General features: G+C 57.1%; 28 protein-coding genes. 20 read left to right on the top strand and 8 right to left on the bottom strand.

The genetic code is table 11. From position 1 onward, the window contains the following. Nucleotides 1–193: 193 nt before the first annotated feature. Complete coding sequence (locus ADN01_RS03390; protein ID WP_062416905.1) at nucleotides 194–1,207, bottom strand: metallophosphoesterase; 1,014 nt, start codon at nucleotides 1,205–1,207, stop codon at nucleotides 194–196. An 80-nt stretch (nucleotides 1,208–1,287) separates the two neighbouring features. Between ADN01_RS03390 and ADN01_RS03385 the strand changes: the two genes are divergently transcribed. Both ADN01_RS03385 and ADN01_RS03380 read left to right on the top strand, forming a co-directional pair. Continuing rightward, a complete protein-coding gene (locus ADN01_RS03385) occupies nucleotides 1,288–1,590 on the top strand; it encodes a hypothetical protein (protein WP_201778623.1) in 303 nt (100 codons plus the stop codon). Further along, entirely contained in the window at nucleotides 1,577–1,912 is a 336-nt protein-coding gene (locus tag ADN01_RS03380) for a type II toxin-antitoxin system HicB family antitoxin (RefSeq protein ID WP_062416906.1), read from the top strand. Before ADN01_RS03385 ends, ADN01_RS03380 begins: the two co-directional genes overlap by 14 nt. A 79-nt stretch (nucleotides 1,913–1,991) precedes the next feature. On the opposite strand, the gene ADN01_RS03375 is transcribed toward ADN01_RS03380, so the two are convergent. The 3 genes from ADN01_RS03375 to ADN01_RS19580 form a co-directional block, all read right to left on the bottom strand. Next, complete coding sequence (locus ADN01_RS03375) at nucleotides 1,992–2,447, bottom strand: hypothetical protein (RefSeq protein WP_062416907.1); 456 nt, start codon at nucleotides 2,445–2,447, stop codon at nucleotides 1,992–1,994. Between the two features lie 2 nt (nucleotides 2,448–2,449). Further along, complete coding sequence (locus ADN01_RS03370; RefSeq protein WP_062416908.1) at nucleotides 2,450–2,677, bottom strand: hypothetical protein; 228 nt, start codon at nucleotides 2,675–2,677, stop codon at nucleotides 2,450–2,452. A gap of 204 nt (nucleotides 2,678–2,881) precedes the next feature. Next, nucleotides 2,882–3,118: a hypothetical protein gene (locus ADN01_RS19580; protein WP_062416909.1), complete on the bottom strand. Its 237-nt coding sequence runs from the start codon at nucleotides 3,116–3,118 to the stop codon at nucleotides 2,882–2,884. Between ADN01_RS19580 and ADN01_RS03365 the strand changes: the two genes are divergently transcribed. The 8 genes from ADN01_RS03365 (at nucleotide 3,106) to ADN01_RS03330 (ending at nucleotide 8,851) form a co-directional block, all read left to right on the top strand. Next, on the top strand, nucleotides 3,106–4,074 hold the full coding sequence (locus ADN01_RS03365; protein WP_062416910.1) for a tyrosine-type recombinase/integrase: 969 nt from the start codon (nucleotides 3,106–3,108) through the stop codon (nucleotides 4,072–4,074). The two genes, ADN01_RS19580 and ADN01_RS03365, sit on opposite strands and share 13 nt — an antisense overlap. A gap of 17 nt (nucleotides 4,075–4,091) precedes the next feature. Then, nucleotides 4,092–4,517 carry an alternative ribosome rescue aminoacyl-tRNA hydrolase ArfB gene (arfB, locus tag ADN01_RS03360; protein WP_062416911.1) on the top strand — a complete coding sequence of 142 codons (426 nt, stop codon included), beginning with the start codon at nucleotides 4,092–4,094 and terminating at the stop codon, nucleotides 4,515–4,517. A gap of 42 nt (nucleotides 4,518–4,559) precedes the next feature. Continuing rightward, nucleotides 4,560–4,934 (top strand): alternative ribosome rescue aminoacyl-tRNA hydrolase ArfB, encoded by a 375-nt coding sequence (gene arfB / locus ADN01_RS03355; protein ID WP_082142585.1) that lies wholly within the window; start codon nucleotides 4,560–4,562, stop codon nucleotides 4,932–4,934. 93 nt (nucleotides 4,935–5,027) lie between these two features. After that, on the top strand, nucleotides 5,028–6,059 hold the full coding sequence (locus tag ADN01_RS03350; RefSeq protein WP_075070917.1) for a restriction endonuclease: 1,032 nt from the start codon (nucleotides 5,028–5,030) through the stop codon (nucleotides 6,057–6,059). 129 nt (nucleotides 6,060–6,188) lie between these two features. Then, nucleotides 6,189–7,028 (top strand): type IV toxin-antitoxin system AbiEi family antitoxin domain-containing protein, encoded by an 840-nt coding sequence (locus tag ADN01_RS03345; RefSeq protein WP_082142586.1) that lies wholly within the window; start codon nucleotides 6,189–6,191, stop codon nucleotides 7,026–7,028. Continuing rightward, nucleotides 7,029–7,889, top strand: coding sequence for a nucleotidyl transferase AbiEii/AbiGii toxin family protein (locus tag ADN01_RS03340; RefSeq protein WP_062416915.1), 861 nt, complete (start codon nucleotides 7,029–7,031; stop codon nucleotides 7,887–7,889). A 134-nt stretch (nucleotides 7,890–8,023) separates the two neighbouring features. Beyond that, nucleotides 8,024–8,506 (top strand): hypothetical protein, encoded by a 483-nt coding sequence (locus ADN01_RS03335; protein WP_062416916.1) that lies wholly within the window; start codon nucleotides 8,024–8,026, stop codon nucleotides 8,504–8,506. 6 nt (nucleotides 8,507–8,512) lie between these two features. Further along, nucleotides 8,513–8,851, top strand: coding sequence for a GIY-YIG nuclease family protein (locus ADN01_RS03330; RefSeq protein ID WP_330218292.1), 339 nt, complete (start codon nucleotides 8,513–8,515; stop codon nucleotides 8,849–8,851). A gap of 201 nt (nucleotides 8,852–9,052) precedes the next feature. Here the strand turns inward: ADN01_RS03330 and ADN01_RS03325 are convergent, their stop codons facing one another. Both ADN01_RS03325 and ADN01_RS03320 read right to left on the bottom strand, forming a co-directional pair. After that, nucleotides 9,053–11,026 (bottom strand): ATP-binding protein, encoded by a 1,974-nt coding sequence (locus ADN01_RS03325; protein WP_062416918.1) that lies wholly within the window; start codon nucleotides 11,024–11,026, stop codon nucleotides 9,053–9,055. 15 nt (nucleotides 11,027–11,041) lie between these two features. Continuing rightward, nucleotides 11,042–12,688 (bottom strand): ATP-binding protein, encoded by a 1,647-nt coding sequence (locus tag ADN01_RS03320; protein ID WP_062416919.1) that lies wholly within the window; start codon nucleotides 12,686–12,688, stop codon nucleotides 11,042–11,044. Between the two features lie 143 nt (nucleotides 12,689–12,831). On the opposite strand from ADN01_RS03320, the gene ADN01_RS03315 reads away from it, so the two are divergent. The 3 genes from ADN01_RS03315 to ADN01_RS03305 are packed head-to-tail and all read left to right on the top strand — an operon-like array spanning nucleotide 12,832 to nucleotide 16,097. Beyond that, nucleotides 12,832–13,758, top strand: coding sequence for a DnaJ C-terminal domain-containing protein (locus ADN01_RS03315; protein ID WP_062416920.1), 927 nt, complete (start codon nucleotides 12,832–12,834; stop codon nucleotides 13,756–13,758). A 35-nt stretch (nucleotides 13,759–13,793) separates the two neighbouring features. After that, nucleotides 13,794–14,960, top strand: a complete 1,167-nt coding sequence (locus tag ADN01_RS03310) for a S1C family serine protease (RefSeq protein WP_062416921.1) — start codon at nucleotides 13,794–13,796, stop codon at nucleotides 14,958–14,960. Nucleotides 14,961–14,999: 39 nt separating this feature from the next. After that, nucleotides 15,000–16,097, top strand: a complete 1,098-nt coding sequence (locus tag ADN01_RS03305; protein ID WP_062416922.1) for a baeRF10 domain-containing protein — start codon at nucleotides 15,000–15,002, stop codon at nucleotides 16,095–16,097. A gap of 83 nt (nucleotides 16,098–16,180) precedes the next feature. Here the strand turns inward: ADN01_RS03305 and ADN01_RS03300 are convergent, their stop codons facing one another. Further along, nucleotides 16,181–16,690: a nitroreductase family protein gene (locus ADN01_RS03300; protein WP_062416923.1), complete on the bottom strand. Its 510-nt coding sequence runs from the start codon at nucleotides 16,688–16,690 to the stop codon at nucleotides 16,181–16,183. Between the two features lie 251 nt (nucleotides 16,691–16,941). On the opposite strand from ADN01_RS03300, the gene ADN01_RS03295 reads away from it, so the two are divergent. The 6 genes from ADN01_RS03295 to ADN01_RS20185 all read left to right on the top strand — a co-directional run bounded on the left by ADN01_RS03295 (nucleotide 16,942) and on the right by ADN01_RS20185 (nucleotide 21,738). Next, a complete protein-coding gene (locus tag ADN01_RS03295) occupies nucleotides 16,942–18,132 on the top strand; it encodes an HlyD family secretion protein (protein ID WP_062416924.1) in 1,191 nt (396 codons plus the stop codon). 156 nt (nucleotides 18,133–18,288) lie between these two features. Beyond that, complete coding sequence (locus ADN01_RS03290) at nucleotides 18,289–18,714, top strand: acyl-CoA thioesterase (protein ID WP_062416925.1); 426 nt, start codon at nucleotides 18,289–18,291, stop codon at nucleotides 18,712–18,714. Nucleotides 18,715–18,789: 75 nt separating this feature from the next. Beyond that, a complete protein-coding gene (gene gatC, locus ADN01_RS03285; RefSeq protein ID WP_062416926.1) occupies nucleotides 18,790–19,077 on the top strand; it encodes an Asp-tRNA(Asn)/Glu-tRNA(Gln) amidotransferase subunit GatC in 288 nt (95 codons plus the stop codon). Between the two features lie 7 nt (nucleotides 19,078–19,084). Continuing rightward, nucleotides 19,085–20,566, top strand: a complete 1,482-nt coding sequence (gatA, locus tag ADN01_RS03280; RefSeq protein WP_062416927.1) for an Asp-tRNA(Asn)/Glu-tRNA(Gln) amidotransferase subunit GatA — start codon at nucleotides 19,085–19,087, stop codon at nucleotides 20,564–20,566. A 221-nt stretch (nucleotides 20,567–20,787) separates the two neighbouring features. After that, on the top strand, nucleotides 20,788–21,315 hold the full coding sequence (locus tag ADN01_RS03275; protein WP_062416928.1) for a DUF4405 domain-containing protein: 528 nt from the start codon (nucleotides 20,788–20,790) through the stop codon (nucleotides 21,313–21,315). Nucleotides 21,316–21,324: 9 nt separating this feature from the next. Next, nucleotides 21,325–21,738, top strand: coding sequence for a hypothetical protein (locus ADN01_RS20185; RefSeq protein WP_147238959.1), 414 nt, complete (start codon nucleotides 21,325–21,327; stop codon nucleotides 21,736–21,738). A 37-nt stretch (nucleotides 21,739–21,775) separates the two neighbouring features. Here the strand turns inward: ADN01_RS20185 and ADN01_RS03265 are convergent, their stop codons facing one another. After that, nucleotides 21,776–22,192, bottom strand: coding sequence for an META domain-containing protein (locus ADN01_RS03265; RefSeq protein WP_062416930.1), 417 nt, complete (start codon nucleotides 22,190–22,192; stop codon nucleotides 21,776–21,778). Nucleotides 22,193–22,618: 426 nt separating this feature from the next. Here ADN01_RS03265 and ADN01_RS03260 point away from each other — a divergent pair, with 426 nt between their 5' ends. Then, nucleotides 22,619–23,371: a PocR ligand-binding domain-containing protein gene (locus ADN01_RS03260; RefSeq protein WP_062416931.1), complete on the top strand. Its 753-nt coding sequence runs from the start codon at nucleotides 22,619–22,621 to the stop codon at nucleotides 23,369–23,371. Nucleotides 23,372–23,373: the final 2 nt, after the last annotated feature.

Below are 23,373 nucleotides of genomic sequence, written 5' to 3'. Positions count from 1 at the left end.
TAACGGACCGAAGCGAAATTGACAATGGTGTAATGTCTCCATAAAGGTCGGCATTACCTGTTCAGATGTTCTAAATTATACTTCTATCTTGTGAACTATGAAATTAAAAACGACAATATTCCGTAAGTAGAAAGAACATGTTGAATTGCCGAGAACGGAGATGTGCTTTTCAACCATTCTCCGTTTCCCTATTTTAAACCCATTTTTCATTTGTCCCGTTTAATCGGCTCAAAAGATCTCGTGCCTCTATATGGCTCTTGAACAACCGCCGGGCCGTGTCCAATCGAATTCCTCCGTTCCGAGCCTGATGCAGCAGCGGTGCCCATGGCATCTCGCTGCCAACCACCGCCGCGTAAGCTTTTGCCTGCTGGCGGGGTGTTGATTCAGAAAAGCCAGGATCATTTTGTAACTCTGCCAGGATTCGACTATTCTCGGCCTGGGCCAACGCAGCGATCATTTCGAGAATTTGCTCACTGGCGTCATCCCACCCATCGGGCAGGGTTCGTTTGGGCGAGTCCACCTGTTGAGGTGATTTCGATTTTGTAAACTTCTGACGGGTTTCGCGCCAATAATCGCGCCGGCTGGGAACCGACACAATCTTGAATTCGGGAAGCAGCAGACCGGTCAGGGTTCCGCCATGCACGCAACTGGTGTCCAGACAGAAAACACGATCCTGGAAAATGAACGGCTGCCCATTGTGTAGATGGTCATGGTGTCCAACGATCAACGGTTTTTCACCATCGTACAGGGCATACCAGGGCTGTTCATATTGGTTCCGGAGATAATGATCTCCCGACATCGTGCCGCATAACACCGTGTCCCGCTGCTGCTCCAACGGAATGCCCGGCTCAAGATAGCCATGCGCAAGTATGGCTTCAGGAAGATCGATGTATAGAGGAAAGCTGCCCATCCGTTCCAGCGCTTGCGGATACGCTGGCCCGAACTCCTCTCGCGATATGATCTGCGACAGTGCTAAACGGACTTCATGCCGTGCACCGCGAACGTGTTTGCGCTCGTGGTTGCCCATCAGGCTGAGCCGGGAAGGATTGTTGCTAAAGAAATCCAGCACCTGCGCCGAATCCGGTCCGCGGTCGACGATATCGCCCAACGCGATAATGCGGACGTCCTCTGCGACACCGGCTTTGTCGAGCAGCTCCTGTAGTTCGGTGGTACAGCCGTGGATATCCCCAATGACAAAGGTGTTCATAGCAATGATGATAACTCACTTGTGGGGTGACTCGTTATGAAATTTCTTAACAATGATATCAATAGTAGTATCATATTGATATGCCATCCATCCAAGACATTCTCGCTATCATGCGGCGAAACCCAAAAGGGGTAAGTTTTGGCGATTTGTGTAAAGGTACGACCATTTCTTTGGTGTGGCCCGACAGTCCGGCAGCAGCCACAGGATCTACAACCCCCACCCAGGGTGGGGGCAAGACACCCTGGCCGGGAGATCCGCGAGTAAACATTCAAAACGACAGAGGAATGGCAAAAGCTTATCAGGTGAAGCAAGTGCTCAAAGCCATTGAACGATTGACAGCCCCCGACGGGGATGTGGAGGTACAAGACAATGTTACAAAATGATCATTACACCTATCGTGTTACCTGGTCCGAAGAGGATGGCGAATATATTGGGCTGTGCGCGGAGTTCGCCAGTCTGAGCTGGTTGGCAGCCGACCCCGAAGCGGCACTCCAGGGAATCCGCCAGGTGGTTGCCGATGTCGTGGCTGACTTGCAAAAGAGCGGCGAACCGGTTCCGGAACCTCTGGCTGTGAAAAAATACAGCGGCCGCTTTATGGTGCGAGTCCCTCCTGAACTCCACCGACAGTTGGTAATGGAAGCAGCAGAATCCGGCGTTAGCCTGAACCGGTTGGCAAGTGACAAGCTCAGCAGGGTAAGATGCTAAAAGAGTACCAAGCAACAAAAACAGCCGCACAATCTACCGCGGCTGTTTTTATGCGCCAACTCTTTCAACTGCGATCGTATTAATCACTTCGCGCTTGCACCAGACCCAAATTACATCCCGGGTGATGTTCTGCCAGCATTGTCCAGGACAATCGCTCGACCACTGTCCACCAGATTCCAGGGATTTTATACCAACTTGCCCCGGCCACATTCTGAGGGATATCCGGGTCTGGAGCCGTGACCTTCGCCAGATAACCATCCGGATGGGTTGCCACCCAAGTATAGTCAAGTGAATAAATTGGTCCCAGCGCCGCTAAAGACAACATCATGCCCCATCCGCAACGGGATGGCTTTACGGTTTTTGCCGCATCCAGCCGATCCTGCATGAACTCAACGTACGTCATCCCCGCTGGCGCTCCGGCAACTGCCATAGGCTGGTTCGCTTTGTATCCAATGAACACAATACCAGCGCAGACCATCAGAAGCACGATATTTGAGATCAGTTTCCATACCAGGTGTAAAAATCCCGAAACCATGTTTATTCCTCTTTCTTTTCAACGACGTAGTTGTCCTCAGAGTTATTTCCCTCAGCCACTATCAAGTTTCCAAATCTCAGTTCTTCCCGGTACATCCGGTCAATTGAAATTTCAACGACGTCTCCTTCGCTGCGCCCCATCGTTCCAGACAGATCTTTTAACTGGCGCACGCACTCAAGACTGAGGCGGAAAGAACGTACTGGTTTAGTGCTCGAGTTTTTCCTGGGCATTTTATTCTCCTGTATGTTGTTATCAATATTGTAATACAAATGTATTACGAATACAAGATGTAAATTCCCGAAAAGTGGGTACTTGAACTAAATCGTGGGTTTGTGGTTTAGTAACAGTACAAATTGTCTCTTCGTAGACAAAATCATGTTTCTCAACGTGAGCTGGTTTCCCCTATCGTGAGATTTATTTTCAACGTGAGTTATTCATGGGGAAGAAGGCAAGTCCTGCGCTTGCCGGTCTGTCACGAAATGACAGATCAACACCAGTCCGAAGATGCCGCGCAGAGCGCCCAGGGTCGCAGGCATCGCGAAGTGCAAACCCTGTTCGTACGTCGAGATCATCTCGGCGAAAGGCTCAACGGCACAAAAAATCCTTAATACTAGAAACGGCTGGAAACGCAATCCAAAGCCGTCGGAGGAGGTGTAAATTGTCTTTGGCATCCATATCCAACCAGGTCAATCATGCCCTGGCCAAAGTAACCTGGAATAAAGAACAAATTGCAGAGTACCAGGCCGAGCAAGGAGTGACATCTGTCAAGAAATCGCTGCGACCAGGCGGAGATCCAACCCAACCCCTACCGGTCATTCTGGGCATCAGCACCCGTCGAACTTATTTTCAGGCAGCTACTTTATTCTTCAAATGCGCTGAAGAAATCGCCGATGAGGGTTTGCTGGCCAACCTTCTGGATCAAGACATCATCATGACAACTTTTGAAGAGCACTACTCAGATGCGGCACCTGGGACGGCGAACAAATTGTTGGCAGCGCTAGAGAAAGTTCATCTTGGTTGTACCAAACTCGGCTGGACGAAAGAGCCTTGCCCGATTACCCCAGAATTACGTGATTGGGTAAAGGCATTTCGCGACGATAGTGATGTGCGTTCACCAAGGTTTGGATATAGACCTGAAGATGCCGAAAGAGTGGTTTCCCATCTGAAAGCGAAAAAATCTGTCTATGCTCTGCCGGCGGAACTGGCTTTACGCTGTGGGCTACGGGAAGATGAAATTGCTGGATTGAAAGGCGAGAACATCGATGTAGAACATAAGCTGCTGCATATCACTGGCAAAGGTGGCCGATATCGTCCTGTTCCTATCCCAGACGATTTGCTTAGTCAGCTAAACCACTCCAAACAATATCTGTTTACCCCAAGCGCTTCCTGGCGAGCTGGTTTCCGTCGAACGGTTCGAGATGCGACCAAAGCCCTTGGTATTGAGATCAGCGGGGTTCATCGGTTGCGGGCTAATTTTGCCCAGAATAAATACCAGGATTTTCTAGCCCAGGGAATGGATGAGCGCGAGGCACGTAAATGTGTGTCAGTATTGCTTGGGCATGCCCGGATTGATGTGACTTATAAATATGTACCGAAGGGTTTCTCTCCGGCGACCATTTCTGAGTGAACTGATATACTTAACCCATGATTGAGGTTACCCCGACCCTAAAAATTGATGAAAGCGAAATCCAACTCGATTTCATCCGCGCGTCTGGCCCTGGTGGCCAGAACGTAAATAAGGTCGCGTCTTCAGTTCAACTTCGCTTTGATATTCGCAATTCCCCCTCACTGGCTTCCGAAGTCAAAGAACGCCTGATCAAGCTGGCCGGCAGCCGCGTCACTGAGGATGGAATCTTGATCATCGAAGCCAAGCGCTACCGCACCCAGGAGCAAAATCGCTTCGATGCCACCCAACGCCTGATCACCTGGATCCAAAAAGCCCTCGAAAAACCCAAGGAAAGAAAAGCAACCCGCCCGAGCGTTACTGCAAAAGCGGCTCGGGTGGGCGACAAGAAAAAACATGGCGAAACTAAGCGGATTCGGCGATATGTCCCGGAAGATTGGGAGTGACCTTCTTTTTCCTCCTGGGACTGGGCTCCCGCAGGTAGCTAAATGATAGCGAGAAGTGTACCGGCAGTCCTCCAGGGCATGAACAAGGTCGCCACGGCGGTGCAGCTGCGTTACGACATCACCGCCGCCAGCCTGCCGGAAGACATCAAAGACCGCCTGTCCAAACTGGCCCGCAACCGGCTGACCGAAGACGGCGTGCTGTTCATCGAAGCGCGCCGCTTCCGCACCCAGGAGCAAAACCGCCAGGACGCCGTGGAGCGCCTGGTGGAGCTGATCCGTCAGGCCAGCGTGGTGCCCAAGGTGCGCAAGGCCACGCGCCCCTCCGGCGGCAGCCGGCTGAAGGATAAGGCCCACCGTTCCGAGGCCAAGCGCTGGCGTCAGCTGGACCCTGGTGATTGGGAGGATTGGGAGGAGTAAGGTCAGCTTTTGTACCCCTATAATGAAGATCTGGCAGCGTAAATCCCTGGCGTACCTGAACTTTCCTATGGAATATGAATCTGGAGGTTCAAAGTGCAATTCAAAGATGCCGCATTCGAAATCCTCAAGCAAGCCGGACAGCCCCTGCACTATAAAGTGATCGCATCTAGAGCCATCGAAGCCGGACTGCTGGAGACTCTTGGCCGTACGCCTGAAGCTACGATGGGCGCCATGCTCTATACGGATACCATCAACCCAGACTCACGCTTTCGGCGCGGAGATGAGCGCGGCACTTTTGTGATAAAAGGGGCGGCTGACGGCACCATTCCGCAGCAGATTGAAAATATCCAAATTCAAATTCATAAGGACCTGCGCAAACAGCTGTTGAACATGCCGCCGCAGAAATTTGAAGAACTGATTCGCCTTCTTTTAGAGCAAATGGGGTTTGAAGAAACGGAGACCACTCCTTACAGTAATGACAAGGGTGTGGATGTGCGCGGTGTGCTGCGTTCGAATCCGCTGAGCGTCGTCAAAGTTGCAATTCAAGCCAAACGTTGGACCGGCAATGTTGGCGCGGGTGTGGTGCGTGATTTGCGCGGCTCACTAAAAGTTGCGGATTCCGAACAGGGGCTAATTATCACCCCCAGCGATTTTTCTTCAAGTGCGAAAGAGGAATCCCAGGCCAGCGGGAAAACACCCATCCGGCTGATCAACGGCAGCCAACTGGTAGATTTATTGATTCAATATAATGTGGGCGTTAAAAAAGAAGAATATGTCGTGCCGAGTATTGACGGAGAGTATTGGGCGGAGGTGCTAGGTGTCACCCTCCTTGAAACTGAACCCCCGGTGAAAAGTTCAAAGAAGGAAAAAACACCGGATCAACCCAGAATTGCTTTTCCAATCAGCATTCAGGCCAGTTACAAAGATCACACCTATTTCGCACAGCTGCTCACTCCGAAAGGGATTGTGCAGTGGAATGGGCAGGAATTTGATACCCCATCTGGGGCCGCAAAAGCCGTGGCGGTGGACTGGAAGTCGGTGAATGGCTGGGATTTTTGGCATTATCAGGATCCGGAAACCGGGAGATTCGAGAGGATTGGCAAACTGCGTAAATCTAAAGAGTAGGGGGAAATAGTCTCGGTAAAAGGGCGCTTGCTAACCATAAACGACCCAAATACCCATCCAAAGAAGTTTGCTGAAAATTGGTTACTTCGATAATGCCTTTATTGGGTATTATCGAAGTATAATATTTTTATGCCAGAGACAACGACTTCTTATTCCAATTCTCAGGGAATCCAACTGCTTGAAAGGGCCGTGGCTGCGTTTGGTCCGATCTTCACGCTGGAGCAGATCCTGTCACTATCAGAGCACCAACTGCTGACCTCCCAGCAAGTTCGAAAACGGATCAGCTTGCTGGCTCGCTCGGGGTGGATTGAAATTCTCAAGCGCGGAACCTATGCGGTCAAAAGCCCCCTGTATTCGGGCGACATTCCCCCGTTTGCTATCGCCCATGCATTGGTGAACCCCGCGGCGATCAGTCATTGGTCTGCGTTGGCTTATCACGGTTTCTCCACCCAAAATCCACTCATGATCCAGGCCTCAACACCCGTCAAAGTTATCACCCCCGAAATGCGCCAAGGTCAGGCCTACCGCCCCAGAGGGCGCGCCTCATGGAGAGCCTTTGACCTGGAATTTGAATTCATTTATGTAAAGAAGGAGCGCTTTTGGGGATTTGAAAAGCAGTGGGTGAACGCCTGGACACAGGTGAACATCACCGACCGAGAACGAACCGTTTTGGATTTAATCGCTCGCCCAGACCTTTTTGGCGGAATTCGCGCGGCGAGCGAACTGCTGGAAGGCGCACTGTCTCAAATTAATCTGAACCAGCTCGTTGCCTATGCTCTGCGATATGATGTTGGGGCGGTGATTAAGCGTCTGGGATGGCTGTTGGAAAGAATGGGGGTGGATGTAAGCCTGCTCTTTCCTTTACGAGCCTACCCTGTGACCGGAATTGTGTTATTGGATCCGAATCAGCCGCGCAGCGCTCAATTGGACCCTTCCTGGCAAATCAACCAAAACATGCAAAGGCCGTAAATGCCCAGCGTTCCCCAAATGATCCGGTCGGTCAGCCGACAAAAACACGTTCAGCAGTACATCGTCGAAAAAGACTATGCTTTGAGTTATCTGCTGGCGGCCATTGCTCAAACAGACGGCCTGGGCAATCACCTGGTGTTAAAAGGCGGTACGGCGCTCAAGAAACTCTACTTCGCGGATTATCGCTTTTCTGAAGATCTGGATTACTCCACGCGGACCCTAGGACCAATCCAACAAGTCAATGCACGGATGGAAACGGCTGTGCGCACGATGGCTGAGATGTTGAATGAACGCGGACCGTTTCAGGCCAACCTGGAACCCCTTGTTTTGAACCAGCCGCACCCAGGCGGCCAAAAAGCGTATGTGGTCCGAGTGCAATTCCCCGAACAACGTCAGGCCTTGTGCCGACTCAAAGTGGAAATTACGGTGGATGAACCCATCCTGACTCCGGTGAACGTTTATCCGATTCTGCATGGGTTTGCTGAGCATATGGCTGTGCAGGTTCCAGTATATTCGCTGGCAGAGATCACTGTGGAGAAACTGCGGGCTTTGCTGCAGAGCAAGGCCCGTTTGCAGGAGCGCGGCTGGGGCGCCAGCCGGGTTTGCCGAGACTATTACGACCTATGGAATCTGCTGCAGGCTCCTACACTTCTATCGCCTGCTATGCTCCCTTTGCTGTCTGAGAAGTGCGCTGTCCGGAATGTGACCTATCAGTCTCCGAGCGATTTCGTTTCGGAAGATCTGTTGAATGTAGCCAGCCAGGAATGGACACAGCAGATTCTCCCATTTGTACCAGATGTGCCTCGGGCAGAGGAAGTGTTACTGCAGGTGCGGTCTTCCATCGTATCATTGTGGGATTAATATCGTGTCGATGGAACTAACGGCGATTTGAACTTGGGTGGGGCGCACCGGAAACAACAATGGGGAAAATCCTGAACACACCCTGCGCAAACTGTGGTTAAATCAAATCAGTACAGCACCTGAAAGGAATCAGTATGACCTCAGATTGGATCGCCCTGACCTGCCCCCACTGCGGGGGAAAGCTGGAAGCCGCGGCACAGCGCGGACATTTTGCCTGTTCGCACTGCGGGCGCGAGCAAATTTTGAACCAGGGCGAAAATCTGGAGGAGATGGCTGCGCGCTTGAGCCAGATGCAGGCGCAGATCGGCGCTTTGCAGCGGCAGCAGGAGGCTAACCTGCTGCCTGTGCTGGCGGTGGAGGTGGAGGGGCTTTCGCGCCAATTGCAGGGCCAGAACCGGGTGCTGTTCAGCAGCCTGGCGGTGTTTTTCATCGGTTTTATGATCCGCCAGATACTGATTTTTCCGCCGGAGGCGGGTTTGTGGCGTTTCTTCGCCCCCGCGGTGATGTGGGTGGGGGCGGGGGTGTTTTTATACACCACCTACAGCGCCATCCGCCTCAACCGCGCCCGTTCGCAGCGCCTGCGACGCATGACGGAGATTCGCCGCCGCCTGGGGTAGAGATGGATGTGGTCTTTTGAGAATTGTGCGTTTTTTGGGGGAATGATGCCCAGGAATGACTACTTCGTTTACATTATGACCAATTATAACAACGCGGTGTTATACACGGGGGTAACCAATGACTTGCAGCGCCGGGTGCTTGAACACAAGTCAGGGCGAGGCGGCGTGTTCACTTGCAGATATCACATCAAAAAGTTAGTTTATTATGAAGCGGGCTGTGATATTCAGACGGCGATTTCTAGAGATAAACAGATTAAGGCGGGGTCGAGACAAAAGAAGGTTGATCTGGTGAACAGCATGAATCCAGAATGGAAGGATTTGTTTGAAGAGGGTGTTGGCGATTAGCGTGAAGCGGCAAATCGTATGTCATGGCAAAATTATGTCATCGCGAACGAAGTGAAGCGATCTCACCGCCAACCATGTCATCGCGAGCCCCCGGTTTGTGGGGGAGTGGCGATCTCTACCTGAGCAAACCCCCTTCCCTCAGGGTAGAGACTGCTTCGACCGGAAACCCACCGGTCTCGCAGTGACATGCAGAATTTTTTCCTACCCCGCGTCGGGGGAGTCCAGCAGGCGGTCGGCGGGCAGCTCGGTCACCGGCGAGATGGGCAGCACCACCGTAAAGGTGGTCCCGCGCCCGGGGGTTGAATCCACCCAAATGCGCCCCTGGTGCGCCTCCACAATGGATTTGACGATGGCCAGCCCCAACCCCGCGCCGGGGATATTGCCGCTCAGGTTGCTGGCGCGGTAGAACTTGTCGAAGATGTAGGGCAGATCCACAGCGGGCACGCCGATGCCGTTGTCGCACACCTGCAAGATCACCTGGTCGCCCTCCTGCTCGCCGCGCAGCGTCACGCTGCCGCCTGGCGGGGTGTACTTGATGGCGTTGTCGAGCATCTTGTCCACCATCTGGCGGATCTGTACCGGGTTGGCCAGGATGGACGGCAGGCTGGCGGGCAGTTCCACCTTCAGCTCCATATCCTTCATGTCAATCTGGCGCCGGAAGCCCTCAATGGCAAATTCCACCAACTGACCCAGGTGGACGCTCTCTTTGGTCGAGTCAAAGCCCGATTCAATGTGTCCCAGATTCAGCAGGTCGTCAATCAGGCTGGTGATGTTGATCACGTTGACGTGCACCCGCCGGATAAATTCGCGCTGGCGTTCGTTCACCGGCCCCACGCGGTCAATCAGCTCCACGTAGCCCATGATGGCGGTCAGCGGGGAGCGCAGGTCGTGGGAGACGGTGGAGACGAAGTCGCTCTTGATCTTGTCCATCTTCTTCAGATAGGTGATGTCGTGCAGCGCCAGCGCCTTGCCCAGGCCCGAAATGCTGGTGGCCAACACGCTGAACACGCGCCCATCTTCCACGCTGATCTCGGCGCGGTTGGTGAGGCTGCCGGTGTTGGTCTGAATCAGCGCTTGCATCTCTGCCTGGGGGAAAATTTCGTGGAACTGCCGTCCGCTCAGCGCGGCGTCGCGCTCCAAGCCAAAGGCCTCGCGGGCCACCGGGTTCACCAGCAAAATGCGCCGGTCTTGATCGGTGACGATCACGCCGTCTTGAATGCCCTGCAGCACGGTTTCCAGCTTCTTCAGCTCTTCTGAGGTATTGGTGTAGCGGCGCGCGTTTTCCAGGGCCACCACAGCGTATTCGGCGATGGCTTCCAGCAGGCGCACATCTCGGTCGGTGAAGCTCAGCCGCTCCAGGCGGTTATCCACCCCCAGGATACCGAAAACGTGACCCTTCACCTGCAAGGGGACGTAGATGAGGCTGTGCACCAGGAAGGCGGTTTTGATCTTTTGGGGGGTCTTCTCGTCAATCAGCACCGCTTTTCCCGTGCTCAGCACCGACCCCAGCAGGGTGTTTTGAACGGGCATGCGGAAGGCGCGCGCAAAGGCGTCGTCCACGTTGCGAGTGGCGCGCATATACAGCTCGCCGGTCTCTTCATCCACCAGCATCAAACTGCCTTCTTCGGCCCCCAGGCAGGTGACCGCCGCCTCTACCACCGCGGTGAGCACGCTGTCCAAATCCAGCGAGCTGGTGATGGTGCGTCCCAGGCGCGCCAGGGTTTCCATCTCGTCCACACGGCGCTGCAAACTGGCCGAGGCGCGCTTGGATTCCAGCAGCACCCATTCTTTGCGCTGGTGGGCGCGCGACAGGCTGTTTTGCACGGCCCCCAACAGGTCTTCGGTGCGCAGGGGCAGGGTCAGGTAATCGTTGACGCCCGCCTGCAAGGCCCGCTTGAGCAGCTCGGGGGTGTCTTTGCTCACCAGCAGCAGCACGGGGGCAGCAGGGATATCTTTGATGAAATCTCCCAGCAGGGTCAAACCGTCCAGTTCGCCAACTTTTTCTGCCACAATGATCAGGGCAGGCTTATCGCGCACAATGGCGCTGCGCACTGAGGCGGGTTCCACCGCGTTGATCACCTGGAAATTGGCAGCAGCCAGGATCTTTTCCAGCAAAAAACTGATCTGCCGGTCTGAAACGACAAGGAGGATGGTTTCTTTGGACGGAATACCCATGCGAGAACGCCTTTTTTAGGGCACTGTGGGCAAAGTCAGGTGGAAGGCCGCGCCCTGACCGGGTTTGCTTTCCACCCACAGCTTGCCGCCGTGCCGGGTGATGATTTCACGCGCCAGACCCAGGCCAATGCCAAGCCCGCCAAAGCGCACCGGGCGGGTTCGATCGGGCTGGTAGCTGCCTTCAAAAATCCGTTCAAAATGAACCGGATCCACGCCGAGGCCGGCATCGGTGACAGCGATGTGCAGCTGGCCTTCGGCGGCTTTATCTACGCTCACCGTCACCCGTCCGCCGGGGTTGGAAAATTTGATGGCATTGGTGAGCAGGCCAATCAGCACCTGCACAATTTGCCCTGCCGAAGCGTACACGGTTTGTGCGGCGCTGCCTTCCATAATCAAGCTGACATCGTTTTGCTGGGCAAACGGCTGGCAGTGTTTGACTGCCTGTTGAATCACATCGCCGATCTTGATGCGGGCTGGGCCGGGACTGGTGGAGATGGGCAGAACGGCCTCGGTGATGCGCCCCATGCGCTGCATTTGTTCCTGCAAGGTGCTGAGAGATTTGCGCTGCTCCGCCGTCCAACGCGCCCCGGGGTCATTGGCCAGCCGTTCCAGGGCTTGCTGGCCCAAATCCACGGCCGGGCGCAGTTCTTTTTTGGCCGTCTGCAAAATCTCGTTGGTGATCTTCTCGCCCGCCTGGGCGTTTTCGGATTGGCTTTGCAGCGAACGAGCGCGGCCTTCTACCTCGCGGAACAGGCGCGCGTTCACCAAAGAGATCGAGGCGTAATCGGCCACGGCTTCCATGAGGTGCTGTTCGCTGGGGGTAAAGGGAGCAGCGGCTTTGCGCACGCCCACCAGCAGGCCCATCACTTGACGCTGCACCTTGATAGGTACAATCAGTGCCGATTGGCCGAAGGAGGCGATGCGGAAGCGCTTGATGGGTTCACCGTGAATGGAAAGCGGCTCACCGCTCATGGCCACCAGAGAGCTGATGCCGTCGTCAAACGGCTGGTTCAGGAAGGCGGTGGCCGAGGCGGGCAGATCGCGTTGGGCGACCATCACAAAATTCTTTCCAGCCTCGTCGCGCAGCAGCATCCAGCCCATGTCGCTTTGGGTCACGCGCGCGGCGCCTTCCAAAATGCGCTCAAACAGCAGGCTCTGGTCGGTGATGGAGGTGACGGCCTTGCCGATGGAAAAGATGGTGGTCAGTTCGCGCACGCGGGCTTGCAGTTCCTGGTTGGTCTGCTGCAACTGGTGCGAAAGCTGATCGCGTTCCCGCCGTTCGCGCACCAGTTTGAGGGCGCGTTCCACCACCGCTACGACCTCCGCCTCGCGCACCGGCCAGATCAAATAATCGGTGGCGCCCAGGCGAAAGGCCTGGATGATGTCCAGCTCAGTGCCCTTGCGGGCTAAAACGATCAGCGGGGTCTGCGAATTTTGCGCGCTGAAGGCCACCATCAGGTCCTTTCCGCTCAGGCCTGGGATGGACAGATCCACGATGATGACGTCCGGCGAAAGCTGGACAGCGCGGGCAATGGCCGTGGACGAATCGGGCGCCACATAGGTCTGATACCCGGCCGACTTTAACGCCTGGCGGGAGAGCAGATCACTGATGATGGTGTCGTTCTCAACAATCAGGATTCGTTCCGGGGTGGGAGTGGTCATTCAATAATGATAGCACGGATGGAATAAATTGGGGTGAAAATGTTAAGGAATTTTATGCGGATCGTTAGAGTTCCATAAGAAAGCCTGTGCCCCTTCTTGACTCTGGTGCAAACATCGGCATACAATCAAAATACGGAGTACGTATGGACTATAAGGATTATTACAAAATTTTAGGCGTAGAACGCAGCGCGACCCCCGAAGACATCAAGCGCGCGTACCGTAAACTCGCCATGCAGTACCATCCGGACCGCAACCCTGGCGATAAGGCGGCTGAGGATAAGTTTAAAGAAATTAACGAAGCTCATGAAGTCCTCAGCGACGCCCAAAAACGCAGCCGCTATGATCAGCTCGGCGCGGATTATTCCCGCTGGCAGCAAACCGGCAGCCCCGGTAATTTTAACTGGGAGGACTGGTTTACGCAGACGGGTTTTGGGCGCGGCGGCGCGCGCACCAGCACCGGCCGGGTGGAAGATATCTTTGGCCAGGCCGACTTTTCGGATTTCTTCAACATGATCTTCGGCGGACTGGGCTCCAGCGGCCCGCGGCGGGCAGCCCAGCAGCGCCCCAGCCGTGTGGAGGCCGTGGCGCGCATCAGCCTGGAAGAGGCCTATCACGGCACGGCGCGTACCCTGCAGGTGGACAGCCGCCGCCTGGAGGTCAAAATCCCGCGCGGGGCCCAGACCGGCACGAAAGTGCGCATGGCTGGGGCAGCCGTGGGCGGCCCCAACGGCCAGAACGCGGATGTGTACCTCAAAATTGAAGTGGCTGAAGATCCGCGCTTTGAGCGGCGCGGCGACGACCTGTACACCGAGGCCGCCGTGGATTTATACACCGCGGTGTTGGGCGGGCAGGTGAATGTGAACACCCTGGGCGGCAGTGTGGTGCTCACCATCCCCGCCGGAACCCAGCCCGGCCAGACCTTCCGCCTGGCGGGCCGCGGCATGCCCAAACTGCGCCAGCCGGATCAATTTGGCGATTTGTTTGTGCGTGCCAAAGTCACGCTGCCGAAAAATTTAACCGCAGAACAGCGCGGCCTGTTTGAAAAACTGCGGCAGTCCCAGGTGGGCTGACCGCTCCGATTATTTGTTGAAAGTGCAGGTGAAACATGAAAAAGCTTTCCCTTCTTTTCGCAGTGACTGTGCTGGCGCTGACCACCCTGGCTTGCGGGTTTACCTTCCCGCGAACATCCATGCAAGATTCGCAGTCTTCCAACGCGCCCACGCCGGTGCTGATTCCCACCGCGGTCAACCTGCCCCCCGCTTTTCAGGGGGATGTGACCGACATGGGCAACAACCTGGTAGACCTGTACCAGCGCGCCAGCCCGGGGGTGGTGTCTATTCAGGTGCTGACCCAACCCGGCAGCGGTCTGGGGTCTGGCTTTGTGTATGACAAAGAAGGCCATATCGTCACCAATTATCACGTGGTGGAAGGCGCTACCGATTTAGAGGTGGATTTCCCCACCGGTTTCAAGGTACGCGGCACCGTGCTGGCGACGGATCTGGACTCAGACCTGGCGGTGATTAAGGTGGATGCCCCCGCCGACCAACTGGTTCCCCTGCCCCTGGGCGACAGCGACCAACTGCAGGTGGGTCAGCCCGTGGTGGCCATCGGCAACCCCTTTGGCCTGTCGGGCACCATGACCCTGGGGATCATCTCGGCCAAGGGACGCACCCTGGATTCCATGCGTACGTCGGGAGAAGGCGCGTTTTTCTCCGCGGGCGATATCATCCAGACGGACGCTTCCATCAACCCCGGAAACTCCGGCGGCCCGCTGCTCAACCTGCGGGGTGAGGTCATCGGCCTCAACCGCGCCATCCGCACCACCGGCATGACCACCGACGGCGAGCCGGTCAACAGCGGCATCGGCTTTGCCATCTCCAGCAATATCATGCGGCGGGTGCTGCCGGTGCTGATTGTGGAGAAGAAATACGACTATCCCTACCTGGGGATTTCCGCCATGCCGGAACTGAGCCTGATCGCTCAGGAAGCCCTGGGGCTAAAGTATTCCACCGGCGCCTATATTGTGGAAGTGGTTCCTGGCGGCCCAGCGGATAAGGCCGGGCTGCGCGGCGGCACAACCGCCACCAACATGGCCGGTTTATCCAAGGGCGGCGATCTGATCATCGCTGTGGACGGCCGGCCGGTGCGCGTGTTTGGCGATTTGCTGAGTTATTTGATGACCAGCAAAAGCCCCGGCGAGACCATCACGTTGACCATTGTGCGCGATAATAAGGAACAGGAGGTGAAAATCACGTTAGACAAGCGGTCTTAGCTGTTTCGGCCCATTCAACAATTTGTGAAGGAGGTTTCCATGTTGACGGAAAGCAACCTGCGGGAGCTCTTGGAATTTAAGGCGAAAACCCAAATGGTTACGCTCTACCTGAACACCGAGCCTTCAAAAGGGAACGCGGATTCCTACAAGCTGCGCATGCGCACCCTCTTGAAAGAGGTCAAGCTGCCGCAGGATGTGGAAGCAATTGAGCGTTTCTTTATGCAGGAATATGACGGAACTGGCCGCGGCGTGGCGGTGTTTTCGTGCGCTGAGGCTGGTTTCTTACGGGCCTATCCTTTGGCCTTGCCGGTCAGCGATCGTGTGAACGTTTCCGACCGCCCGGCGCTGAAACCCATCACCGATCTGCTGGACAATTACGGCGGTTACGGCGTGGCCCTGGTAGACCAACAAGGGGCGCGCCTGTTCTTCTTCCATCTGGGCGAACTGCGCGAGCAGGAAGGCGTGATGGGCGAGGCGGTGAAGCACGTCAAGCGCGGGGGAGCCTCCACCGTGGCGGGGCGGCGGGGGGGCGTTGCCGGGCGCACGCGCGCCATGGAAGAGACCGTGGATCGCAACATCAAGGAATCGGCCGAATTTGCCAGCCGTTTCTTTGAAGAAAACCACGTGCGCCGCGTGCTCATCGGCGGCACCGACGCTAACACGGCCCTCTTCCGCGCGGCCCTGCCCAAAGCCTGGCAGAGCCTGGTGAAAGGCACCTTTGCCATGAGCATGACCGCCAGCCACGCAGAGGTGCAGGAACGCGCCATGCAAATTGGCATGGAAAGCGAACGTCTGCGCGAGGAACAACTGGTGAATGATCTGGTGACCGCCGCGGCCAAGGGCGGGTTAGCCGTGGTCGGCCTGACTGACACGCTGAAAGCCGTCAATGAAGATCGCGTGCTCAACCTGGTGGTGGCCGAGGGTTTTCAACAGTCGGGGTTTGAATGCGGCGATTGCGAGATGTTGGTTTTGGATGAAAAAGCGTGTGAAAACTGCGGCAAAAAGCCCGCGGCCGTCGTGGATGTGGTCAACCTGGCCATTCACCGGGTGATGCGCCACGGCGGCAGTGTGGAGGTGGTGCACACCAACGCACACCTGGAAACCGTAGGGATGATCGCCGCACAGCTGCGCTATTAACGGTATCGGTTTCTCTCTTTCCTCTCAAAAAAACGAGTCCGGCAATTTGCCGGACTCGTTCGTTGTACACAGCCTGGACGCTGTTACCAGCGGTTGTGATGAATGCGCTCTGGGCGGAAGCGGTCCACACGCCCCAAAACGCGCCCCGGATAGCCGATGGCCACCAGCGAAAGCGGGTGGACATGGCTCGGCAGCCCCAAAAGCAGGCGCATGTTATCAATGCGAATCGGGTCGGGATGGATCCCCAGCCAAACCGCGCCCAAACCCAGCCCGTGCGCTGCCAGGAGCATGTTCTGCGTGGCAGCGGAACAATCCTGCATCCACCGGTCGGGCCGTTTTTCCAGCTGTGAATCGCCGCAGATCAAAATAGCCATGGGCGCTTCATGCAGACTTTCGGCCGCGGGGTGAAATTCGGTCACTTTTTCCAGCATCAGGCGGTCGTTGATGACCACATAATGCCAGGGCTGAGCGTTTGCCGCCGAAGGAGCCTGCATGGCAGCCCGCAAGACGGTCTCCACAAATTCCTCAGGCACCGCGTCGGGCGTAAAATGACGAATGCTGCGCCGGGTCATCAATCCTTCAATTAATTCCATACCTAGGCTCCTGAGTTGTAGTCGGGGGATGATTAAATTGTATCACAACTGCTGCAAACGCAACCCGTGCGCAGGCCAGCAACTTTCCGGCTGGAACGCGGCGTTTTTGTGAGCCACTTTTCATAAATGGGTATGCAAGGCTTAGGCATCAGCTTGCAATTTGTGGGGTCATGAGATATCTTTGTATAAAGAATGTAGACACACAGTTTGAACCAAACTGCTATTATTTTTTCGCTGAGTGGAGGCATAGTATGAAAAAAGTTCTGCGATCGTTTCGCGTTTTGCCCTGGGGGCTGTTGGTTTTGGCATTGGTTCTGACGGGCTGCCAACCGGCGGCGCAAGCTACGCCCAGCGATGTGACCCCCGCGGCGGATTTGCCCGCGGTGGTGAGCGCCACGGGTGTGGTGGTGCCGGCGCAGTGGGCCACGCTCAGCCTGGCGGGTTCAGGACGCATTGCCGAACTCCTGGTGAACGAGGGTGACCAGGTAAGCAAAGACCAGGTGCTGCTGCGCCTGGAGGGCAGCGATCAGCTGCGCGCGGCGCTGGCAGGGGCCGAGGTGGAGTGGGTGGCGGCCAACCAGAACCTGAAAACGCTGAACGACAACTGGGAACAGTCGCGGGCTGCAGCCCAACTGCGGCTGGCGCAGGCCAAAGATGCGTTTGATACGGCAGAAAAACGCCGCGGGTGGAAAGAATACCGCGTGGGCAACCAGGAACAAATTGACATCGCCCGCGCCGATTTGCTGGTGGCGCAGGATCGGGTGGACAAAGCTGAAGATGCCTACAGCTTTGTGGAGGACCGTGCGGAAGAGGACCTGGAACGGGCTGCCCTGCTCAGTGCATTGGCGGCCGCCCGACAGGCGCGCGACCGCGCCGCCCGCAACCTGAATTACCTGCTGTCGCTGCCGGATGACATTGAAGTGGCCAAGGCTGACGCGGAATTGGAAGTGGCCCGGGCCGAGGTGGAAGCTGCTCAGCGCGAGCTGGATAAGCTCAAAGACGGCCCCGACCCCGATCTGCTGAGCCTGGCCGAGGCGCGCATTAAGAACGCCGAAGCCCAGCGGCAGGCCACCCAATCGGCATTGGACGACCTGGAACTCAAAGCTCCCTTTGCGGGTTCCATCAGCCGCCTGAATGTACGCGCGCAGGAATGGATCGCCCCCGGGCAGCCGGTGCTGATTCTCGCAGATCTCAACAATTTGCAGGTGGAAACCACCGACTTGAGCGAAATTGACGTGGCCCGCATTCGCGAGGGCAACCTGGCGGATGTGACCTTTGACGCGCTGCCGGATGCGCGTGTGAAGGGCGGCGTGGTGCGCATTTCGCCCAAAGCCTCTGAGGGTGCGGGCGTGAACTACACCGTGGTGGTGAAGCTGATCGAAATTCCCGCCGGGCTGCGCTGGGGCATGACTGCCTTCGTGGATATTGAACTGGTGGAGTGATGCGGGTACAATGGAACCTTCTGCAGTGCGAGGCGCACACAGGCTGCCCCGCGCGGTGAGGTTCCATCCGGAATGAGCACTCCCACGAACCGGATGGGTGCGGGCAGCCTGAAATGGAGCCCGCACCCATCCGATTTTATATCAAGGAAGTCCAAGATGAAAATGCGCACGTTTTACACCCACCGCATGGTCAAAAGCGAAGATCTTAACCACCACGGCACGCTCTTTGCGGGGCGCAGCGCCGAATGGTTTGTGGAGGCAGGTTTTATCGCTGCCTCGCATCTGATCCCCCCGGCCAACATCCTTTGTCTGCAAATTCACGGGATGCTCTTCACCCGCCCTGTGCCCCTGGGGGCGATTGTGTGCTACCACAGCTCGGTGGTGTACACCGGCCGCAGCCGCCTGGTGACCTATATCAAAGTGACCCTGGAACAGGAATTCATCCTGGACGGCTTCATCACCTTTGTGTCGGTGGATGATGAGGGCAAATCACGCCCGCACGGCATTGTGATTGAGGCCGAAACGCCCGAAGAACAGGCCTTGCAAGCCCGCGCGATCAGCTTGAACGAAAACAAACGTTAACCCAGCCCGACGGTGGGCGGTGCCATCACCGCTGCGCCGCGGGATCTTACCCCGCGATCTGTTATAATAGCTGCCATGAGCCTGACCCTGGAAGAAGTTGAACATATTGCCAACCTGGCGCGGCTGCGGCTGAGCGACGAGGAAAAAGAGCGTTACCGCCAGCAGCTTTCGGCCATTCTGGAATACGCTGCCCGTCTGCAGGAACTGGATACCAGCCAGATCCCGCCGACCTCCAGCGTGCTGCCCCCTCGCAGTGTGCTGCGCGGGGATGAACCGCGCACCGATTTGACCCTGGAACAGATTTTGGCCAACGCTCCTCAAAGCGAAGAGCGCCAATTCCGCGTTCCGCCCGTGTTGGAGTGACCCGCCGATGAGCCGCGCCTTACTGGACCTATCCATCAAAGAAGCCCTGCACCAGCTGCGCAGCGGCGAAATCTCCAGCCGTGAGCTGACCCAGGCCAGCCTGGACGCGCTGGAACAGTTAGAACCCTCGGTTCAGGCCTTTCTCACCCGCACCGCAGATATGGCCCTGCGCCAGGCGGATGAGGCCGATGCGCGCTACGCCGCTGCCCGCCGCGACCCGCAGGCCGTGGTTCCGCCGCTGTTGGGGCTGCCCATCGCGGTGAAGGATCTGCTGGCGTTGGAGGGCGTGCGCTGCACCTGCGGTTCTAAGATCTTGGAAAATTTTGTGCCCCCCTACACCGCCACCACCGTGCGGCGCTTGCTGCAGGCGGGTGTGGTGGTGGTGGGCAAGACCAACACGGATGAATTCGCGATGGGCTCCTCCACCGAGAATTCGGCTTATCAGCTCACCCATAACCCCTGGGATCTGGAGCGGGTTCCGGGCGGCTCCTCCGGCGGCAGCGCTGCTGCCGTGGCGGCCCGCATGGTGCTGGCAGCCATGGGCACCGATACGGGCGGCAGTGTGCGTCAACCCGCCTCATTCTGCGGCGTGACGGGCATTAAACCCACCTACGGGCGCGTCTCGCGCTATGGGTTGGTGGCTTACGGTTCCTCCTTAGACACAGTGGGCGTTTTGGCCCGCTCTGCCGAAGATACCGCTCTGGTCTTCCAGCACATGGCGGGTCAGGACGACCTGGACGCCACCAGCATGGATTTGCCCGTGCCGGAATACCGCCTGGAGGGGGGCGATCTGCGCGGGCTGCGCGTGGGTGTACCCAAGCAGTATTTCATCCAGGGCATTCAGCCCGCGGTGGAAGAGGCTGTGCGCGCCGCCATCCGCCAGCTGGAGCTTTTGGGGGCCGAGGTACGCGAGGTCAGCCTGCCGCACACCGAATACGCCCTGCCGGTGTACTATTTGCTGGCCCCGGCTGAGGCTTCGGCCAACCTGGCGCGTTATGACGGCGTGCGCTTTAGCCCGCGCCCCGAGGCGGAGAACCTTTGGGATGTGTTCTTCAACACCCGCGGACAGGGTTTCGGCCCCGAGGTCAAGCGCCGCATCATGCTGGGCACCTACGCCCTTTCGGCGGGATATTACGACGCGTACTACGCCAAGGCGCAAAAGGTGCGCACCCTCATCAAGCGCGATTTCGAGACTGCCTTTGAACAGGTGGATGTCATCGCTGCGCCCATTGCCCCCACCACGGCCTTCCGCATCGGCGAACACACTGACGACCCCCTGGCCATGTATCTGGAAGATGTGTTCACCCTGCCGGCCAATCTGGCGGGCGTGCCGGGTCTGGCCTTCCCGGTGGGCTTTGATCCCCAGGGTCTGCCGGTGGGCATGCAGTTGATGGGCGCGCATTTTGACGAGGCCACCCTCTTCCGCACGGCGCACTGCTATCAGCAGGCCACCGATTGGCATTTGCGCAAACCGCAGTGGATTGGCTGAGTTTCTTTAAAAATAGACCGCACGAAAATAGACCGCACGGCGCGCCAATTCAGGCGCGCCGTTTTGTTTTCAGCGCACGAGTGGCAAATTTCACAAGAGTTCTTTATTCCCTCTAAACAACTTCTAAACAGGTATTGCCTATACTCAAGTACAGCATTCACTTGAAAAACTGGATGCTGGAGATTGCAAATCCGTTTAGGATGGTTGATCAGGAGTATGGGATGAAAACACGAAGAACATTAAGCCGCACCACCGTTTTCCTCTTGTGGGATGTACTGCTGCTGGCAGGCTTATTGGTGAGCTGGGCGCCGGCCCTGACCGGCCTGGCCTGGCATGAATGGCTAGGGCTGGCTTTTGGAGCCGCTCTGCTGATTCATACGCTGCTGCATTGGCAGTGGATCGCAGCGGTGACCCGCCGCTTCTTTGCCCGTGTGTCGTGGGCCTCGCGCCTGAATTATCTCTTGGGCGCGGCCCTGTTCGTGTCCTTCACGCTGATTATATTCAGCGGGGTGATGGAATCACGCGTGGTGCTGGCCGCCTTTGGGCTGCGCCTTTCGAACACGGAATTTTGGCGCGGTCTGCACCACACCGCCGCAGACCTGACCTTGTGGTTGGCCGCCCTGCACATCGCTGTGCATTGGAATTGGATTGTCAACGGCTGCAAACGTCTGCTTAAGACCCCGGCCTGCGCGTCGGTTAACACCTCGCCCGCGGCCCCTGCGCCAGTGCGGATTTCGACCCACGAATAAGGAGAAGCGATGGCACGCACACTGTATCGATTGATGATTCTTTTGGCGGCGGCCGCTCTGATCGCCGCGGGGGTGTATGGGCTCTCTCAGTCTCCGGCTGCGGCGGCGCGCCTGGCTGCGGTGGAAGGGGAACATGGCGGAGAGGGGCGCGGAGCAGAGGGGGCTGCGTTGGAAGGGACCGCACATGTGGAAGGCCTGGAAGGAAGCTCGACAAACGCCTTAGGACGCGGCCAGGGCGGCCCGGGGCGCGGCTTGGGCGGGGGCGGGCGCGGTTTGGGCGGCGGCATTCACGAAGCCGCGTCGCTGGAGCGCGGCCTGCCGGAGCTGGGTAAAACTCTGGTGGTTTTGGTGGGGGTCGCGGTGGGGGTGATCCTGGTTCAAAAATTGGTCGGGCGCGCCGCACGGAAACCGCGCAGCGCCTGAGCAGCCCGTTTGAATCTGACCCTGACCCGCACAGCGCTCATTTCTGGGCTTGCAGTACCAGCATTTGATCCCCGCTGCGTAGGGTCAGGGTGTTGTTTTCCAGGGTGTATTCCACTTCTCCCGCCAGCATTTGCAGCACAGCAGCTTCTTGATTCATGACGGCTTCTTCGCAGGCCATCAGGGTGGAAGTGAGCGGCTCGAAGACGATTTTGGAATCACGCAGGCTGTAGCCGCCGCCGAAGGAATTGCAGCCCATACTGCCGGAGACTTGGCCTTTGTCGCTGAAGGTCAGGTTGGCGCTGATTTCGGGCAGGGCGGCTTGCGGCGCGCTAACGCTGCCGAAGGACTGCAGGCTCCAGGTTCCCACCAGGGGCGAGTTTGCCGGGGCAGCCGTGCAGGCCGCCAGCAGCAGGATCATCACGATCCAGGTTCTGAACACAAGTTGTTTTCGCATGGGGTTGCTCCTATGGGTAAGGGTTTTTGTATTTGGGACGGTGCGGCGGGGGTGAAAGTTCCCACGATGTAATCGAACTGCCAAGGCCCCAAGCGGGTCAAGTGAGGTAGGGTGCCGTTCAGCTTCATAGAACGCACCGCATAGATGGCCTTCTTAGCGTCCTTCGTTGCTTAGCGGTGAAAAACCTGTTTTTGAACCGCGAAGGCGCCAAGGGCGCCAAGTGCGTTCGTGATAACAGGGCGGGAACGGGGATGGATCTGCGAAATCTGCGTCATCTGCAGATCAGACCTTTGCGTTGAAAGGAGTAGGGGGAATTTGTGAACAATTGCGCAAATATGACATTCGTCCATGACATTTGTCACTGTAATAAGATGTTATAGGTTGATATGATCTAAGTGTTGCTAAATGTTATAGCAAAGAGAGTATATGGACGACTTCCTCACCTCCCGCCAGGTTCAAAACATCCTCAAAGTAGACCGGATCACGGTCTACCGCATGCTGCAAGACGGCCGCCTGAAAGGCGTGAAGATCGGGCAGCAGTGGCGCTTTCAGCGCAGCGAGGTGGAACGCATGGTGGGGGGCAGCCCTCAGCCTGCCGCTAGCGACCAAGATCCCGAAAGTCCCTTCCCCACCCACTGCGTGCAGACCATCCAAGATTTGTTCTCTGATGTGGGGCAGATCAGCGCGGTAGTGGTGGACGCTTCCGGCGCAGCCGTCACCGAAGTCAGCCGACCGTGCGCTTTCTGCCAGTTGATCCTGGCCTCCCCCTCTGGGCGGCGTGCCTGTGAGTCCTCCTGGGAAAACGTGGCTCAAAACTGCGCGGCCGGCAGCAAATATTTCACCTGTCACGCCGGATTGCAGTACGTGGCCGCCCCCATCGCCGACCGCGGCCAGCAGGTGGGCGCTTTCCTGGCGGGCCAGTTCTACTGGCAGCCCTCCGACCCCCGCGAGCAGGCCGAGCGCATCCGCCGCCTGGCCGAGGCGCACGACATCCTGCAGTCCGATTTGGCCGCGGCTGCTGAAGAAATCGCCGTCATCCCGCCGGATCAACATGTGCGCACCGAAGCCTGGCCGTTCACGGCCTCGCGGGCGGTGGAAAGCATCCTGTGCGAACGCACCGGTTTTATGGAACGTTTGAAGCAAATTGCGAACCTCACGCAGTTATCCAAAGGAGTGTAACC

Origin of the sequence: Levilinea saccharolytica (assembly GCF_001306035.1) — a bacterium.
GTDB classification, from domain to species: Bacteria; Chloroflexota; Anaerolineae; order Anaerolineales; family Anaerolineaceae; genus Levilinea; species Levilinea saccharolytica.
This window is presented reverse-complemented; position numbering and strand designations above follow the sequence as displayed.

What these genes read in the sequence shown, in the direction of transcription:
- ADN01_RS03315 (WP_062416920.1), top strand. Translation starts at nt 12,832, where the DNA reads ATGGACTATAAGGATTATTACAAAATTTTAGGCGTAGAACGCAGCGCG.
- ADN01_RS03345 (WP_082142586.1), top strand. Translation starts at nt 6,189, where the DNA reads ATGCCAGAGACAACGACTTCTTATTCCAATTCTCAGGGAATCCAACTG.
- ADN01_RS03330 (WP_330218292.1), top strand. Translation starts at nt 8,513, where the DNA reads ATGTGGTCTTTTGAGAATTGTGCGTTTTTTGGGGGAATGATGCCCAGG.
- ADN01_RS03320 (WP_062416919.1), bottom strand. Translation starts at nt 12,688, where the DNA reads ATGACCACTCCCACCCCGGAACGAATCCTGATTGTTGAGAACGACACC.
- ADN01_RS03260 (WP_062416931.1), top strand. Translation starts at nt 22,619, where the DNA reads ATGGACGACTTCCTCACCTCCCGCCAGGTTCAAAACATCCTCAAAGTA.
- ADN01_RS03300 (WP_062416923.1), bottom strand. Translation starts at nt 16,690, where the DNA reads ATGGAATTAATTGAAGGATTGATGACCCGGCGCAGCATTCGTCATTTT.
- ADN01_RS03340 (WP_062416915.1), top strand. Translation starts at nt 7,029, where the DNA reads ATGCCCAGCGTTCCCCAAATGATCCGGTCGGTCAGCCGACAAAAACAC.
- ADN01_RS03275 (WP_062416928.1), top strand. Translation starts at nt 20,788, where the DNA reads ATGAAAACACGAAGAACATTAAGCCGCACCACCGTTTTCCTCTTGTGG.
- ADN01_RS03370 (WP_062416908.1), bottom strand. Translation starts at nt 2,677, where the DNA reads ATGCCCAGGAAAAACTCGAGCACTAAACCAGTACGTTCTTTCCGCCTC.
- ADN01_RS03375 (WP_062416907.1), bottom strand. Translation starts at nt 2,447, where the DNA reads ATGGTTTCGGGATTTTTACACCTGGTATGGAAACTGATCTCAAATATC.
- gatA (WP_062416927.1), top strand. Translation starts at nt 19,085, where the DNA reads ATGAGCCGCGCCTTACTGGACCTATCCATCAAAGAAGCCCTGCACCAG.
- ADN01_RS03290 (WP_062416925.1), top strand. Translation starts at nt 18,289, where the DNA reads ATGAAAATGCGCACGTTTTACACCCACCGCATGGTCAAAAGCGAAGAT.
- ADN01_RS03305 (WP_062416922.1), top strand. Translation starts at nt 15,000, where the DNA reads ATGTTGACGGAAAGCAACCTGCGGGAGCTCTTGGAATTTAAGGCGAAA.
- arfB (WP_062416911.1), top strand. Translation starts at nt 4,092, where the DNA reads ATGATTGAGGTTACCCCGACCCTAAAAATTGATGAAAGCGAAATCCAA.
- arfB (WP_082142585.1), top strand. Translation starts at nt 4,560, where the DNA reads ATGATAGCGAGAAGTGTACCGGCAGTCCTCCAGGGCATGAACAAGGTC.
- ADN01_RS03380 (WP_062416906.1), top strand. Translation starts at nt 1,577, where the DNA reads ATGTTACAAAATGATCATTACACCTATCGTGTTACCTGGTCCGAAGAG.
- ADN01_RS03310 (WP_062416921.1), top strand. Translation starts at nt 13,794, where the DNA reads ATGAAAAAGCTTTCCCTTCTTTTCGCAGTGACTGTGCTGGCGCTGACC.
- gatC (WP_062416926.1), top strand. Translation starts at nt 18,790, where the DNA reads ATGAGCCTGACCCTGGAAGAAGTTGAACATATTGCCAACCTGGCGCGG.
- ADN01_RS03295 (WP_062416924.1), top strand. Translation starts at nt 16,942, where the DNA reads ATGAAAAAAGTTCTGCGATCGTTTCGCGTTTTGCCCTGGGGGCTGTTG.
- ADN01_RS03325 (WP_062416918.1), bottom strand. Translation starts at nt 11,026, where the DNA reads ATGGGTATTCCGTCCAAAGAAACCATCCTCCTTGTCGTTTCAGACCGG.
- ADN01_RS19580 (WP_062416909.1), bottom strand. Translation starts at nt 3,118, where the DNA reads ATGCCAAAGACAATTTACACCTCCTCCGACGGCTTTGGATTGCGTTTC.
- ADN01_RS03335 (WP_062416916.1), top strand. Translation starts at nt 8,024, where the DNA reads ATGACCTCAGATTGGATCGCCCTGACCTGCCCCCACTGCGGGGGAAAG.
- ADN01_RS03265 (WP_062416930.1), bottom strand. Translation starts at nt 22,192, where the DNA reads ATGCGAAAACAACTTGTGTTCAGAACCTGGATCGTGATGATCCTGCTG.
- ADN01_RS03390 (WP_062416905.1), bottom strand. Translation starts at nt 1,207, where the DNA reads ATGAACACCTTTGTCATTGGGGATATCCACGGCTGTACCACCGAACTA.
- ADN01_RS20185 (WP_147238959.1), top strand. Translation starts at nt 21,325, where the DNA reads ATGGCACGCACACTGTATCGATTGATGATTCTTTTGGCGGCGGCCGCT.
- ADN01_RS03385 (WP_201778623.1), top strand. Translation starts at nt 1,288, where the DNA reads ATGCCATCCATCCAAGACATTCTCGCTATCATGCGGCGAAACCCAAAA.